We start from the raw sequence: 15164 nt of genomic DNA on the forward strand, positions 1-15164 counted from the left end.
TTTGAGTTACCCACCTAAAATATATCAGGAACCTTCTAAATCGGTTATGTTAGAGGTTATAAAACACTACCCTTTGGCAACCTTAATTTCTGTAAAAGAACATTTTCCTATTATTACTCATATTCCCTTAATTTACGATAACGGCAAACTCATAGGCCATATTGATAAGTTTAACCCTCAGGCCGACCTCTTAAGAAATGGTCGCCCTGTTACCGCTATTTTTTCTGGTCCTGACTGTTATATTTCCCCCAGTTTATTTGATGGTTCTCAACTCCCGACCTGGAATTACATAAAAGTACACATTCAGGGAAAAGCCATAGCCATAAACGATGCACTACACATAAAAGAAACTATGGTAGCCATGACAGAATCTCTGGAACACCCTGAACATCTGTATCGTTTAACTATGGACAACACTAAAATGGAACAGTTTATTAATTATGTAGTTGGTTTTGAAATTGAAATTACAAACTGGGAAGGTAAATTTAAAGTCTCTCAAGACAAAACTGAAGGAGAACAACAGATTGCCAAAGAAGCCTTAATTGCATCCCGAAGTAAAAATCAGGCTATTTTAATAGATAAAATTATCTCTTAATACAGCATAAAAAACTGTATCTTTATAGTATATCCCATGTCTTTAGTCAGTACATAATGAAACTTAAAATACATTTTACAACACTTATTATTTGGTTTATTTGTTTATCTGCCTCTCCACTAATTCATGCCCAGATTACAGATTTAACAAGCGACATCGAAGTTTTACAAGACACCATTGCAGAACAGCCAAAAGCCATTCCTTTAATTAATATTGTTCGTGAAATTGAAGCCACGAATAGTAACTTAAAACTAACATCCCGAAAAATAAACCGGTCGCCAGACATACAAAAAATAGACTCTTTATTACCTATTTATGCCAAATTTCTAAAAACCGAAGGGGATTTGGTAGAGCACTTTATGCAAGCCAATCCTAATATCCAGAAAATAAATAGTGCAACGGTTAAATGGAACGGCTATTTAAACTATTTAAACCAATGGATGGATCGGATAAACGATCAGGAGGAACGTAATGCCATACTTATAGAAGGTATTATTTTTAAAGATAAAGTCTGGAAATTAAGTTATGCCAATGCCGTAGAACAGGAGGCTCCTAAAGAAGTGCTATCTGCCATAAAACAGACAATGGATGATGTTGAAAACACGAAAAATATCATTTTAAAAAACAATAATTACTACATAAGGTTGGAAACCCGAATTAGCACTCAGACTAATTATGTCGAGGATATTATTGAAGACTTAATTGCTCTAAAAAATTCAGAAGTTTACGATTTATTTCATTTAAGACACTCACCTATCTGGAAAACCTCTTTTAAGAAAACCAAAAAAGAAATCAAAGAAAAAGAGCAGGTACAGGCCCTTGATGGTCGTGGTGTTGGGTTATATAAATTAGCTGATAATCAAAAAGGCAACATAATTTTCTTTCTCATTTTTGTTGGCCTAATTTTTACAACATTACGATATTTTAAACGTGGCTTTTTAAAGTACCCTTATGATGAAAGCCGTAACGATTCAGAAGCTGTTATTGTTGCTAAAAACCTTATCCTGAATCAAAATACATTAAGTATAATATTTCTGTCGTTATTCTTTGCAAAATTCTTCTTTTCTAACCTACCTAAGCTGTTGGGAGACATCATTACATTCTCGGCTATTGTAGTATCCATTCCTATAATAATGCCTATAATGTCTAAAAGATTTAAAAACATTTTATATTGTGTTCCTCTCTTTTACATTCTTAATTCTGCAAAGACATATATTTGGTTTTCCTCATTAAGTTACAGACTTTACATTTTAGTTGAAGCTGCTGTCGTTATTATTATTTTATACTATTTTACAAGACCATTTTTTAAAACTATTAAGCAGTTTACTTCCGGGTTCAACTGGCTTTTAATCCGCTTAACTCCCGCTATATATGTATTAAGTTTAATATCGATAGTGTCCAATATTTTAGGCTATACCAACTTAACCGATATTACGCTTAAAATAAGTACCCAAAGTGGTATAATTACTATAATATTTTACTGTTTAGCCATTGTTATTAATGGTATTGCATTAAGTATTATCCACAGACATTTTACCGTAAAGACCTCTTACAATGCATTTGAAAGAACGAAAACTGAAAACCGCGTTCTAAAGATTGTTAGAATTACAATGTATTTTCTCTGGGGATTCTTCTTCCTTGCAATGATTGACTTTCTACGACCGCTTTTACTTTACTTAAGCGATACATTTACAGAACCGTATAAAATAGGAAATCTCACATTCACAATTGGTGCTGTATTATCTTTTATCATTACCTTAATCATCTCGTTTGCTTTAACTCGACTCGTATCATTCTTAATTAATGATGATGATGGCGTACTGCGTTTTTTCAGACTCCCAAAGGGTATTCCTGCAGCGGTTTCATTGGTAATTAGATACTTTATTATAGGTTTCGGTATTATACTCGCTCTTTCTGCTCTCGGTGTCGATTTAAGCAAATTTAATCTTATGGCCGGAGCTCTTGGTTTAGGTATTGGTTTTGGTTTACAAAATATTGTATCAAATTTTATTTCTGGACTCATTTTAGTATTCGAACGTCCAATATTACCAGGTGATACTGTTGAAGTTAATAATCTTCTTGGAACAGTAAATCACATAGGAGTTAGAGCCTCCAATATAAGTACTTTTGATGGTGCCGAAGTGGTCGTACCAAATAACAACCTTATTTCTAACGATCTTATCAACTGGACCCTTTCCAACAACACCAAAAGGGTAGAAATACTTATTGGCACTACTTACGATTCCGATCCTAACGAAATTCTTAAAATTTTAACCGAAGTCGCTACTGAATGCCAGTACACATTAAAAGAACCTAAACCGGTTGCTTTATTTAACGATTTTGGAGACAGCTCCCTAAACTTTCGCTTACTGTTTTGGGTACATTACGAAGTAGGATTACAATCAAAAAGTGATGTTTCGATAGCTATTTATAATCGCTTTAAAGCTGAAGGCATTGAAATTCCATTCCCGCAACGCGATTTAAATATCAAAAACGTACCGGAAAATTTCGAATTGCCTGTACAAGCATCTTCGGTAAAGCCTAATGAAAAAGTTATTTCTAAAAATACAGAAAAACCTTTAATAGAACCTTTGGAAACCGATATCAATTCGAAAGGCTCCTCTGCTGAAACACCGGATGACGGTCCTGTTAAATAGAAACAAAAAAGCGTTCTTATATTTTATTTAAGAACGCTTTTTTATTGTATCAGAATACTAATGCTTATTGAATTAAAGTTTTTACCTCATCGAAATTTAAACCACCGTAATTTCCGGAACTCATTAACAGGAGTGATTTATTCTTAAAATCCTGAGCGAATAAAAACGCTTTAAAATCATCCGGATTGGTGTAAATTAATAAATCATCCCTTTCAAAAGCCTGAGCAATCTGCTCTTTAGTTACCACATCTAATTTTTTAATTTCCACAGCATGCGGCGAATAAAACACAACTGCCACATCGGCGGCATCCAGTGTACTTTTATATTCCTTAAGAAAATCCGCATTTAAGCTGCTGTAGGTATGTAGTTCCAGACAGGCCACTAAAGTACGATTCTCAAACTGTTGCTTTACTGCATTCGTAGTTGCCTGTACTTTACTTGGTGAATGTGCAAAATCCTTATAAGCTACACTAGTATTACTTTCAGCTATTTTTTCAAGTCGCTTACTCGCGCCTTTAAACGTAGCTATAGCCTCGTAAAAATCGTCTTCATCAACCCCCATATGTTGACAAATCCACTTTGCGCCAGCTAAATTATTTAAATTATGAGCCCCGAAAACTTCTATCGGCAAAGGCCCTTCCGGAGTTTCCAGTAAGGTTTCTCCATCTTCCACAGTATACTCTGGGGTTGTATACGGCAATTTTCTAATGGTATTTGCAGACGCCCCTACCACACGTGTTACCGCTTCATCTTCGGCATTATACGTTATGCTTCCGCCTTTTACAATGCTATCAACAAAAATACTGAATTGCTCTTCGTAATTTTCGTAAGTAGGGAACACATTAATATGATCCCAGGCAATACCGCTTAATAAGGCTATATTGGGTTTATACAAGTGAAATTTAGGTCGTCTGTCTATTGGTGAGCTCAAATACTCATCGCCTTCCAGAACAATAAAATCGTTCTCTTCGGTTAGTTTTACCATAACATCAAAACCATCCAACTGTGCGCCCACCATAAAATCGACTTCCCGCTCATGATAATTCATAACATGCAGAATCATAGATGTTATTGTAGTTTTACCGTGACTTCCGCCAATTACTACGCGCGTTTTATGTTTGGACTGCTCGTACAAAAATTCAGGATACGAATATATTTTAAGCCCTAATTCCTGGGCCTTCAACAATTCCGGATTATCGGCTTTGGCATGCATTCCCAGAACCACAGCGTCTAAACTACTATTAATTTTCTCTGGAAACCAACCAAACGCCTCGGGTAATAACCCTTTGGATTTTAATCTTGATTTTGAAGGTTCAAAAATTTCGTCGTCACTTCCTGTTACCTGATATCCTTTTTGCTGTAAAGCCAGTGCCAGATTATGCATAGCACTCCCTCCAATGGCTATAAAATGTACGTTCATAAACTTAATTTGAAGACTGTAAAGATACAGGTTTTGGAAGGTTTTGCCATAGGATTATTGGCTAATATCATCTAGCATATTTTGTAGCGCTTCGGACTTTAAAGTTCTGAGTCCTGTTTGTAAAACAGCTTTAGCCTTTTCCTTTTTACCTGCTCTAATATACAAATTGGCTAATTCCCTATAACAGGTTTCAGACCCTCCAATTTGCACTGCTTTTTTGAAATAAAATTCAGCCTCTTCAAAATTATGCTGTTCGTCAAATATATACCCCTTGGCGAGGCAGCCATCTACTTCCGATAAGGTTTCTAATTCATCTGCATAACGTAAAGCCTTAGAAGTACTACCTCCGAGAATAAAAGGAAGTTTCGTATAAATTTTCACCAAAGCCCAACGTGCATCGATGTGGTTTACATCCAAATTTGTCGCATTTAAAAACGCCGTCTTCGCTTCGAGAACCAAAGGCAAGGCTTCCCATTTACTCACAGTTAGCGCCTTCATAGCCAATGCTCCGCCGTATTTATATTGAAAAATTGCCTGTTTCGGCTGTAAATCGACCAATTCTCTGTATTTAGGAATTGCCTCGTCCCATAATTCTAAATGCGCATAAGCATCGGCAATTAATTCCAATCCCTCCAGATCTGCAGATTGCTGTTTAAGGTAGGGATTTAAAACTGCGACAACCCGAGAAAATTCTTTCGCCTTAAAGTGATTTTGAGCCTCTACTACAGCGGCCTGAGCATAAAGGCACTCGCAAAAGAAAATACATTGAATTAAAATACTCCAACTGAAAAGTCGCATAATTAAAGGCTGATAATTAACTGTGAACTACGAATTTAAAACAGTAATATACTAAAAATGCCTTCTGTAAAGAAGGCATTTAAATTATTGTATACGGATATTTTATTTTTTACGCATATAAACACTTACAGGAACACCTTTAAAATCGAAGTGCTCTCTTAATTTATTCTCCAGAAAACGCTTATAAGGATCTTTAACGTATTGCGGCAAATTACAGAAAAATGCAAACTGCGGCTGTGGTGTTGGCAATTGGGTAATAAATTTAATTTTCACAAATTTACCCTTATATGCTGGTGGTGGATAATGATCTATAATAGGTAATAAGACCTCGTTTAATTCACTCGTCTTTATCTTTTTTGCTCTATTGTTATAAACCTCAACAGCTGTCTCTATCGCTTTAAAAATACGTTGTTTGTTTAATGCCGACATAAATACAATTGGCACATCGGTAAAAGGCTCGATTTGTTTTTTGATAAGGCGTTCGAATTCCTTTGCTGAATTCGTATCCTTTTCTACAAGGTCCCATTTATTTACTAGAATAACTATCCCTTTACGGTTACGTTCCGCCAGCCAGAAGATATTCTGAACCTGTCCGTCAAAACCACGAGTGGCATCAAAAACCACCAGACACACATCGCTGTGTTCGATAGCTCTAACACTACGCATGACAGAATAAAACTCTAAATCTTCCTTAACTCTAGACTTACGACGAATTCCAGCTGTATCTACCAGATTAAACTCAAATCCGAAACGGTTATATTTGGTATCAATTGCGTCTCTGGTTGTCCCCGCGATATCGGTAACAATATAACGATCCTCTCCAATAAGCGCATTAATAAAAGAAGATTTCCCTGCATTAGGACGACCTACAACAGCAAAACGAGGCAATTCAGATTCCTCTGCTTCATTTTCGTCTGGTTCAGGTAATGCTTCTACTAAAGCATCCAGTAAATCTCCTGTACCACTACCGTTTATACTGGCTATTGTGTAATACTCACCAAGACCTAATGCATAAAATTCAACCGCATCTTCGGCACGCTTACCATTATCGACTTTATTAACCACCAGAAATACCGGTTTTTTAACACGACGTAACAACTTAGCTACATCTTCGTCCATACCGGTTACTCCAGATTCTACATCTACCATAAAAATGATAGCATCGGCCTCATCTATAGCAAGTTCTACCTGCTTATCAATCTCTGCTTCAAAAATATCATCACTCCCTTTTACATAACCTCCGGTATCTATTAATGAAAATTCTCTTCCGTTCCAGTCTGTCTTACCGTAATGTCTGTCTCGTGTAACCCCGCTTACTGCATCTACTATGGCTTCTCGTCTTTGGATTAAACGATTAAAAAATGTTGACTTTCCAACATTTGGTCTTCCTACTATGGCTACTATATTACTCATACACTTTTAATTGTCTGCAAAGGTAGTGTTTAGATTTTTAAGAAAAAACTGTATTTTAACACATTATTTATAGCGCTATAAAAAACATGATTTTAGATAACGAAATTATTCTCAGACCACGGTTTATCATGGAATTAAAACATTCTAACCAAGAGGTTTTACAGGCTTTCGAAACAGCTAAAACCACACAGAATGAATTTATAATTTCACGAGTAGACGATCATGTTTTTATAAGATTGCCAAAACACAAACAACAGTTCTGGTCGCCACAACTTCATTTAGAAATTAACGAAATTGATACTTCCTCCAGTAAATTACACGGCCTGTTTGGCCCAAACCCAACCGTGTGGACTCTTTTTATGTTTTCTCATTTTATAGTAGCTCTAATCTTTACCTGCTTTGCCATATGGGCGTATTCCAACTGGGCGCTAGAAAACAATTACACCCTGCAAATCGCGGGGTGTATTAGTATGATTGTTTTGTGGTTTGTACTTTATTTTATAGGTCGCGCCGGGCGTTATAAAGGCAAAAAAGACATGCAAAGATTGCATAACTTTATGCTGACCACATTACATTTAAAATGATTTACTTTTGATTATAACCAAATCGACGAAGCTGATTGGTATTAGATCTCCAGTTCTTATTCACCTTTACATAAAGTTCCAGATGAATTTGTTTTCCGAAAAACTGTTCCAGATCCTTTCGGGCTTCTACACCAACGCGTTTTAAAGCGGCTCCTTTATGACCGATGATAATCCCTTTTTGTGTATCGCGTTCTACCATAATAACCGAGCGCACACGAATAATGTCTTCTTCTTCTAAAAACTCTTCCGTATCGACCTCTACTGCATATGGAATTTCCTTTTTATAATGCAGTAAAATCTTCTCCCGAATCGTTTCATTAATAAAAAAGCGCTCCGGCTTATCGGTTAACTGATCTTTAGGGTAAAACGGAGGCGAATCTGGCAGTAATTCAATAATTCGGTTAAACACCTCAGGAATATTAAATCCTTCTAAAGCTGAAATTGGAAAAATCTCGGCATTAGGCACCTTGCTACTCCAAAGTTCCACCTGAGCTTCCAATTGTTCCTGATCTGATTTATCTATTTTATTTAATAGCAGTAAAACAGGAATATCTGCATTAGTAATTTTATTAAAAAATGCTTCGTCTTTTAACTCGGTTTCACCTATTTCTACCATATAAACCAGAACATCTGCATCTTCAAAAGCCGATTTCACAAAGTCCATCATAGACGATTGCAGTTCGTAAGCCGGTTTTATAATTCCTGGAGTATCCGATAAAATTACCTGAAAATCATCTCCATTAACTATACCAAGAATACGGTGACGCGTAGTCTGCGCTTTAGATGTGATAATCGATAATTTTTCACCAACAAAAGCATTCATCAAGGTAGACTTACCTACATTAGGATTTCCGATTATATTTACAAAACCTGCTTTATGACTCATATCTTACTGCATTTATATACTGCAAAGTTACAACCTTGAACGCTTAATTCCGATTTAACTTTTACAATAGTTTATTTTGATATCATTTTAATATACATCTGCTCCACTTTAGTTCTTGCCCAGGGTGTCTTTCTTAAAAACTTTAAACTGGATTTTACAGATGGATCGTGGGTAAAACAGCGTATATTTATTGTATACCCCATATATTCCCAACCATAATGTGCTTCGAGCGCTATAACAATCTGCTCTAATGTTACTCCATGAAGGGGATTATTAGGTTGACTACTCATTATTTTAATACCTTCTTTTTTTAGTTTTACGCTTTTCTGAACCGTTTTTAGGCGCTCTATCTGAATTACGTTTCCCTCCGGATCGGCCACTTCCAGATCTTGATTGTTGCTGACGCTTAATAGGTTCGGTAGACGCATTAGGGTCTGGTTCAAATCCTTCCAGTAATTCTGAAGGAATTGTCATTCCTATTAACTTTTGTATATCTCGTAAAAAAGTAGTTTCATCCGGACTCACAAGAGACATTGCTTCTCCACTGGCCCCTGCACGACCTGTTCTACCTATACGATGCACATAATCTTCGGGAATATTAGGTATTTCGAAATTTATAACATGCGGCAATAAAGGAATATCTAAGCCACGTGCTGCAATATCTGTAGCTACCATAACCCGTATACTTCCATCTTTAAATCCGGATAAAGCTTTTGTTCGCGCGCCCTGACTTTTGTTACCATGAATAGCTGCTGCTGTTATACCTCCCGCCATCATTTTCTTGGTTAAATTGTTAGCACCGTGTTTGGTTCTTGTAAAAACCAGTACCTGTTTCCATTTACCCTCAGTAATTAATTTAATAATCAATTCGGTTTTCTTGGCTTTATCAACACGAATCACTTTTTGCTTAATAACCTCTACAGTTGTATTTTCCGGAGTAGCCTCAACCATAACAGGATGATTTAAAATGCCGTGAGCCAGTTTTTTAATCTCTTTAGAAAATGTAGCCGAAAACATTAAATTCTGACGTTTTGCCGGTATCAGTTTTATGACTTTTTCGATATCTCGCACAAAACCCATATCAAGCATACGATCGGCTTCATCTAACACAAAAAGCTCTACTTTATTAAGTGATAGTAATCCCTGATTACATAAATCCAACAATCTACCTGGTGTTGCCACCAACACATCTACCCCCTGACGAAGCTTTGAAACCTGAGGATTCTGATTAACCCCACCAAAAATAACAGCCGATTTTAAATCTAAAAATGAACTGTAATCTTTTACATTATCAAAAATCTGAGCCGCAAGTTCGCGCGTTGGTGTTAGTATTAATGCTCTAACAGGTCTCCTTCTCTGTATAGCGCCCTGCGATAATATTTGTAGTAATGGCAACGTAAAGCCTGCCGTTTTTCCAGTACCGGTCTGGGCAGATGCCAACACATCTCTCCCTTCTAAAATAGGAGGGATTGCTTTTTCTTGAATTGGAGATGGAGATGAATATCCTTTTTTATTGATTGCTCTCAATAAGGCTTCAGATAGGCCTAAAGAATTAAATGACATAAATTAAATTTGTACAAAATGACAAATCTTAAAAAATGTCATTCTTTTTGAAGCATCAAAAGTACACTTAATTTTCTCGCTAATCGGTAGTTTTTTAATTTGTTAACACCCGCAGCCAGTTTAAATCACGTTTTAATGCTTTAAACTTACCTTTTCTTTATCAACCTATAAATTAATCGTAAATTTGCACGTCCGTTTTTTACAGGATCATTTAATAATAAAAAAGGATGACAAGTTTAATTCAAAAATACAATATTCCAGGCCCGAGATATACCAGTTACCCTACAGTTCCCTATTGGGATGCAGACGGTATTAGTATGCATCAATGGATTAATACATTAAAAAAATCTTTTCAGGAATCTAACGCTACAGAAGGCATCAGTTTATATATTCATTTACCCTTCTGCGAAAGCTTATGTACCTTTTGTGCCTGCCACAAACGCATAACCAAACAGCACAGTGTCGAAGCGCCTTACATTAAAATGCTACTTAAAGAATGGAAAATGTATTGCGATGTGCTGGAAGACAAACCCCGAATTAAAGAAATTCATCTGGGAGGCGGAACACCAACTTTCTTTTCGGCAGAGCACCTTGAAATCCTGATAAACGGTATTTTTGAAATAGCAGAAAAAGCAGATGATTTTGAATTCAGCTTCGAAGGACACCCTAATTTCACAACCAAAGAACAACTTGAAACCTTATATAATTTAGGATTTAAGCGCAACAGCTTTGGAATACAGGACTACGACCCTACGGTACAAAAAGCCATTCATCGGGTTCAGGATTTTGAAACTGTAAAACGCGTAACCGAAGACTCCAGAGCCATTGGTTACGACTCTGTGAGTCATGATTTAATATTTGGCCTACCATTTCAGAACGAAGACAGTATTCGAGATACTATAAAAAAAACGGTCGCTTTAAAACCAGACCGCATTGCCTATTACAGTTATGCGCATGTGCCATGGATTAAGGGTAATGGTCAACGCGGGTTTAAAGAGGAAGATCTGCCTAAGGACGCCGAAAAAAGACATCTGTACGAATTAGGAAAACAGCTCTTTTTCGATGCAGGTTATGTAGAAATAGGAATGGATCATTTTGCCCTGCCTACAGACAGTATGCACATTGCAATGACAAAAAACCAGCTTCACCGAAACTTTATGGGCTACACATCTGGAAAAACACAACTCATGATTGGTTTAGGTGTATCGTCAATCAGTGATTCCTGGTATAGTTTTGCTCAGAATGAAAAACATCTGGACGATTATTACGCACGAATTGAAGCTGGCGAATTACCCATTTTTAAAGGCCATTTACTATCTGAAAAAGATTTAATTATAAGAAAACACATTTTAAATATTATGTGTAATCTGGAAACTTCATGGAAAGATGCTGGAATGCACATAGAAGAACTACCTTTGATTTTAGAGCATTTAAAAGAAATGGAAGCCGATGGTTTATTACACATTTCTGACGACAGCTTAAAGGTAAATGAAGAAGGACGCATGTTTATTAGAAACATTTGCATGGCATTCGATTTGAAACTTCTGGAAAGCAAACCGGAAACCCGAATATTTTCGATGACTATCTAAAAGTTCATAACATTAAAAACAAAAAAAGGGAAGCTAATAGCTTCCCTTTTTTTATATTTTAAATTCTGTATCGATTAACTCCAGAATAAACTGTAAAGCATTACCAGAATAATCATGACAGCAAATGCTCCAATATTAAATACTGGTCCTGTTTTAAACAGAGATTTTGATAAAGGGATACCTTTTTCATCATCAGCACCTTGATGCTGCATTAAACTCACAATTACAATAACTATAATGGTTAAAATTAAAGTATACCCCATCTGATCCATAAACGGAACATCTACAAATATCGGACTAGTAGACCAGCCTTTAGGAGCTACTTTAAAATACATGGCAATAGGAATAGATACTAAAGCACCTACTATAGCTGCTTTATTGGTCGTTTTCTTCCAGAATAATCCTAATAAAAATACCGCTAAAATTCCAGGACTTACAACTCCTGTATACTCCTGAATAAACTGAAATGCCTGATCGATACCTCCCAATAAAGGTGCCATAATACAAGCCACTATTAAGGCAACAGCTGCAGAGATTCGTCCCATATTTACAGTCTGTTTTGTATTAGCTTCTTTATTAATATACTGTTTATAAATATCCATTGTAAAAATCGTTGACGTTGAATTTAGCATAGAAGCTAAAGACGATACGATGGCTGCTGCTAAAGCTGCAAAAGCCACACCTTTAAGTCCGGTTGGCAAAAATTGCAACAACCAAGGATAAGCTTTATCGGCTTGATCTACAGATGGTAAGTTTTTCAAACCAGCCTCACCTAAACTTCCTAATATTTCAGGATTATTAACCATTACATAAGCCGCAATTCCAGGAATTACAACTATTAAAGGAATAACTAGTTTTAAAAATGCCGCCAATAAAATTCCTTTTTGAGCTTCTCTTAAAGATTTAGCTGCAAGCGTTCTCTGGATAATATACTGATTGAATCCCCAGTAGTACAAATTGGCAACCCACATACCTCCTACTAAAACCCCAATACCTGGTAAGTTTTTATACTCCGGATTAGATTCATCTAAGATCATGGCAAAGCGCTCAGGCACCGCTTCGTAAACTGTTTTTACTCCTGCAATCATCCCCTCGCCTCCAGACACGGTATTAAGTGCTAAATAGGTAGTCGCCAGACCTCCTAACACTAAAAACACCACTTGTATAACATCGGTCCAGGCTACAGCCGATAGACCACCGTATAAGGAATAAGCCGCAGCGAAAAGCGCTAAACCTATAACCCCGTACATCATTGGAATTCCCATAATTGTCTCCAAAGCCAAAGATCCTAAGTACAATACAGAAGCCAGGTTAACAAAAACGTACAAGGCGATCCAGAATACAGCCAAAATGGTCTTCAGATTTGTTGAATATCGTTTTTCTACGAATTCAGGAATAGTATACAACCCTTTATCTATAAAAATTGGAAGGAAAAATTTCCCCACGATTAATAAGGTTAAAGCCGCCATCCACTCGTAGGATGCAATAGCAAGCCCGGAAGCAAATCCGGAGCCGGACATGCCTATAAATTGTTCTGCTGAAATATTTGCCGCAATTAAAGAGGCTCCAATAGCCCACCATGGTAAAGATTTTCCCGCTAAAAAGTAATCTTCAGCGTTTTTTTCATGACCTTTTTTATCGCGCGACATCCATAGTCCTACCCCTAAAATCAGGATGGCATAGGCCACGAAAATAAAATAGTCTAAAAATTCAAATTGAGTTGTCATAGTCTTAGTTAGTTAGATTTTTAATGAGACATGGTAAATATAGGAAATTCTCACAAAGATTTATCCTTACACCTAAAACTATATAGCACTTATTACATGTAGTATTTCAACAAACATTCAAAATTATTTTAGGTTCAAAACAGCAGTCAGCACAGATAGATATTTCACCGAAAGCAAAATTTCTGTAATTCAATATTTTACCAAAATAAAAATTAAGTATTCACTTACTTTTTATAAGATTATATAATAAAGTTTTCGCATATTTATATAACAACTAGCAACACCGTTAAACGCGGTAATTATAAAAATTAATCTTTAAAACCAACTTTATGAAAAAATTAGTAGCAGAATGTATTGGCACGATGTGGCTCGTTCTTGGCGGTTGTGGTAGCGCTGTGCTAGCCGCCGGCTATCCGGAATTAGGTATTGGCTTTGTTGGCGTAGCTATGGCTTTTGGTCTTACTGTTCTTACCATGGCCTATGCCATTGGCCACATTTCGGGATGCCATTTAAATCCGGCCGTTTCTATTGGACTGGCTATAGGCGGGCGTTTCGACAAAAAAGAATTAATTCCTTATATCATTGCACAGGTACTTGGAGGTATTGTGGGAGCCGGAATTTTATACCTGATAGCGTCTGGAAAATCTGGTTTCGAACTGGGGAGTTTTGCTGCAAATGGTTATGGCGCACATTCTCCCGACGGCTACAATGTAACCGCAGCATTTATTACCGAAACTGTTATGACCTTTGCCTTCTTGATAATTATTCTGGGAGCTACACATTCTAAAGCCCCAAAAGGTTTTGGAGGTCTGGCAATTGGATTGGGATTAACACTTATTCATTTAATAAGTATTCCGGTAACAAACACCTCTGTAAACCCGGCAAGAAGTACCAGCCAGGCATTATTTGTGGGTGATTGGGCCTTAGGTCAATTATGGTTATTCTGGCTAGCCCCTATACTTGGAGCTGTCCTTGCCGGCATAGTTTACAAATACCTTTCACCAGAAGGAGCCTGATTCTTACATTTAGTCGATTAACATTTGATAGAAACCTGTTTTTCACTAACTTAGATTAAACTCTAAAACCAAAACCTATGAGAAATCTTCTTTGGCTTGTAGCCGCAGTTTGTATTGTAATCTGGCTTTTAGGATTACTGGGCATAGTTCCTGGATTAGCCACCAGTAGCTTGATTCATATTCTACTTGTAATTGCAATTATTGTAATTCTTTACAATATAATTTCAGGACGAAAACCTTTATAGTAAGATTTATTTAAAATATCACCATCCACTTTTAATGATTTTTGGTCATTTAAAAGTGGATTTTTAATTTTATTAATTACTATTTCAACTTATAACCTCCACTTATGGGAAAGCAAATTGAATATATACCAGAGCATATACAACAATTTATTAAAAAACAGCATATCTTTTTTGTCGGCACGGCAGCAAAAGATGGACGTGTAAATGTTTCTCCAAAAGGCACCGATAGTTTTAGAGTGATTAATAAAAATAAAATTATTTGGCTGAATTTAACCGGAAGTGGTAATGAAACCGCTGCTCATCTGTTACAAGACAACAGAATGACTATTATGTTTTGTGCATTCGATGGTAAACCATTAATCTTAAGACTCTATGGTACAGCAAAAATATTCCACCAAAGAGACGAGCAGTTTAAAAACTACAGCTCCTGCTTCCCTGATAATATTGGATCCAGACAGATTATAGAAATGGATGTTGATCTGGTACAGACCTCCTGCGGATTTGGAGTTCCATTAATGGATTTCAAACAGGATCGTACAATGCTGAACGACTGGGCTACACAAAAAGGAAAACAAGGTATTGAAAACTACTGGCAGGAAAAAAACACCAAAAGCATTGATGGTTTTAACACGAACATACTATAATTCCATTTGTTATAACTCCAAAATATA

Annotated in this window: 14 protein-coding genes; 7 read left to right on the top strand and 7 right to left on the bottom strand. The window is 36.4% G+C overall.

The features are described 5' to 3' along the window. The first annotated feature begins 1 nt into the window (after position 1). Positions 2-595 carry an FMN-binding negative transcriptional regulator gene (locus I3217_RS15500; RefSeq protein ID WP_435050681.1) on the top strand — a complete coding sequence of 198 codons (594 nt, stop codon included), beginning with the start codon at positions 2-4 and terminating at the stop codon, positions 593-595. A 56-nt stretch (positions 596-651) separates the two neighbouring features. Beyond that, entirely contained in the window at positions 652-3252 is a 2601-nt protein-coding gene (locus tag I3217_RS15505) for a mechanosensitive ion channel family protein (RefSeq protein WP_435050682.1), read from the top strand. A 64-nt stretch (positions 3253-3316) separates the two neighbouring features. Here the strand turns inward: I3217_RS15505 and I3217_RS15510 are convergent, their stop codons facing one another. The 3 genes from I3217_RS15510 to der form a co-directional block, all read right to left on the bottom strand. Then, positions 3317-4672: a UDP-N-acetylmuramate--L-alanine ligase gene (locus tag I3217_RS15510; RefSeq protein ID WP_435050683.1), complete on the bottom strand. Its 1356-nt coding sequence runs from the start codon at positions 4670-4672 to the stop codon at positions 3317-3319. 54 nt (positions 4673-4726) lie between these two features. Then, the gene (locus tag I3217_RS15515) at positions 4727-5470 is read right to left on the bottom strand and encodes a tetratricopeptide repeat protein (protein WP_435050684.1); all 744 of its coding nucleotides are present in this window, start codon (positions 5468-5470) and stop codon (positions 4727-4729) included. Between the two features lie 102 nt (positions 5471-5572). Further along, positions 5573-6883 carry a ribosome biogenesis GTPase Der gene (der, locus tag I3217_RS15520; protein ID WP_435050685.1) on the bottom strand — a complete coding sequence of 437 codons (1311 nt, stop codon included), beginning with the start codon at positions 6881-6883 and terminating at the stop codon, positions 5573-5575. 86 nt (positions 6884-6969) lie between these two features. On the opposite strand from der, the gene I3217_RS15525 reads away from it, so the two are divergent. Further along, positions 6970-7467, top strand: coding sequence for a GTP-binding protein (locus tag I3217_RS15525; RefSeq protein WP_435050686.1), 498 nt, complete (start codon positions 6970-6972; stop codon positions 7465-7467). A gap of 1 nt (position 7468) precedes the next feature. On the opposite strand, the gene era is transcribed toward I3217_RS15525, so the two are convergent. From era to I3217_RS15540, 3 genes are all read right to left on the bottom strand, one after another. Beyond that, positions 7469-8353 carry a GTPase Era gene (gene era / locus I3217_RS15530; protein WP_435050687.1) on the bottom strand — a complete coding sequence of 295 codons (885 nt, stop codon included), beginning with the start codon at positions 8351-8353 and terminating at the stop codon, positions 7469-7471. 71 nt (positions 8354-8424) lie between these two features. Beyond that, positions 8425-8643, bottom strand: coding sequence for a VF530 family DNA-binding protein (locus tag I3217_RS15535; RefSeq protein WP_435050688.1), 219 nt, complete (start codon positions 8641-8643; stop codon positions 8425-8427). Positions 8644-8647: 4 nt separating this feature from the next. Then, the gene (locus tag I3217_RS15540) at positions 8648-9916 is read right to left on the bottom strand and encodes a DEAD/DEAH box helicase (RefSeq protein ID WP_435050689.1); all 1269 of its coding nucleotides are present in this window, start codon (positions 9914-9916) and stop codon (positions 8648-8650) included. A gap of 227 nt (positions 9917-10143) precedes the next feature. Here I3217_RS15540 and hemN point away from each other — a divergent pair, with 227 nt between their 5' ends. Further along, on the top strand, positions 10144-11505 hold the full coding sequence (gene hemN, locus I3217_RS15545; RefSeq protein WP_435050690.1) for an oxygen-independent coproporphyrinogen III oxidase: 1362 nt from the start codon (positions 10144-10146) through the stop codon (positions 11503-11505). Positions 11506-11579: 74 nt separating this feature from the next. Here hemN and I3217_RS15550 read toward each other — a convergent pair whose 3' ends face one another. Next, positions 11580-13232, bottom strand: coding sequence for a sodium/sugar symporter (locus I3217_RS15550; protein WP_435050691.1), 1653 nt, complete (start codon positions 13230-13232; stop codon positions 11580-11582). 329 nt (positions 13233-13561) lie between these two features. On the opposite strand from I3217_RS15550, the gene aqpZ reads away from it, so the two are divergent. The 3 genes from aqpZ to I3217_RS15565 all read left to right on the top strand — a co-directional run bounded on the left by aqpZ (position 13562) and on the right by I3217_RS15565 (position 15137). Then, on the top strand, positions 13562-14248 hold the full coding sequence (gene aqpZ, locus I3217_RS15555) for an aquaporin Z (RefSeq protein WP_435050692.1): 687 nt from the start codon (positions 13562-13564) through the stop codon (positions 14246-14248). Between the two features lie 77 nt (positions 14249-14325). Then, positions 14326-14493 carry a lmo0937 family membrane protein gene (locus I3217_RS15560; RefSeq protein ID WP_435050693.1) on the top strand — a complete coding sequence of 56 codons (168 nt, stop codon included), beginning with the start codon at positions 14326-14328 and terminating at the stop codon, positions 14491-14493. Between the two features lie 104 nt (positions 14494-14597). Then, entirely contained in the window at positions 14598-15137 is a 540-nt protein-coding gene (locus I3217_RS15565) for a pyridoxamine 5'-phosphate oxidase family protein (RefSeq protein WP_435050694.1), read from the top strand. Positions 15138-15164 lie beyond the last annotated feature (27 nt).

This window comes from Formosa sp. S-31 (assembly GCF_051172795.1).
Classification (GTDB): domain Bacteria; phylum Bacteroidota; class Bacteroidia; order Flavobacteriales; family Flavobacteriaceae; genus Formosa.

Coding starts and splice junctions, on each gene's coding strand:
- I3217_RS15505 (WP_435050682.1), top strand. CDS start 652: ATGAAACTTAAAATACATTTTACAACACTTATTATTTGGTTTATTTGT.
- I3217_RS15510 (WP_435050683.1), bottom strand. CDS start 4,672: ATGAACGTACATTTTATAGCCATTGGAGGGAGTGCTATGCATAATCTG.
- I3217_RS15515 (WP_435050684.1), bottom strand. CDS start 5,470: ATGCGACTTTTCAGTTGGAGTATTTTAATTCAATGTATTTTCTTTTGC.
- der (WP_435050685.1), bottom strand. CDS start 6,883: ATGAGTAATATAGTAGCCATAGTAGGAAGACCAAATGTTGGAAAGTCA.
- I3217_RS15525 (WP_435050686.1), top strand. CDS start 6,970: ATGATTTTAGATAACGAAATTATTCTCAGACCACGGTTTATCATGGAA.
- era (WP_435050687.1), bottom strand. CDS start 8,353: ATGAGTCATAAAGCAGGTTTTGTAAATATAATCGGAAATCCTAATGTA.
- I3217_RS15535 (WP_435050688.1), bottom strand. CDS start 8,643: ATGAGTAGTCAACCTAATAATCCCCTTCATGGAGTAACATTAGAGCAG.
- I3217_RS15540 (WP_435050689.1), bottom strand. CDS start 9,916: ATGTCATTTAATTCTTTAGGCCTATCTGAAGCCTTATTGAGAGCAATC.
- hemN (WP_435050690.1), top strand. CDS start 10,144: ATGACAAGTTTAATTCAAAAATACAATATTCCAGGCCCGAGATATACC.
- I3217_RS15550 (WP_435050691.1), bottom strand. CDS start 13,232: ATGACAACTCAATTTGAATTTTTAGACTATTTTATTTTCGTGGCCTAT.
- aqpZ (WP_435050692.1), top strand. CDS start 13,562: ATGAAAAAATTAGTAGCAGAATGTATTGGCACGATGTGGCTCGTTCTT.
- I3217_RS15560 (WP_435050693.1), top strand. CDS start 14,326: ATGAGAAATCTTCTTTGGCTTGTAGCCGCAGTTTGTATTGTAATCTGG.
- I3217_RS15565 (WP_435050694.1), top strand. CDS start 14,598: ATGGGAAAGCAAATTGAATATATACCAGAGCATATACAACAATTTATT.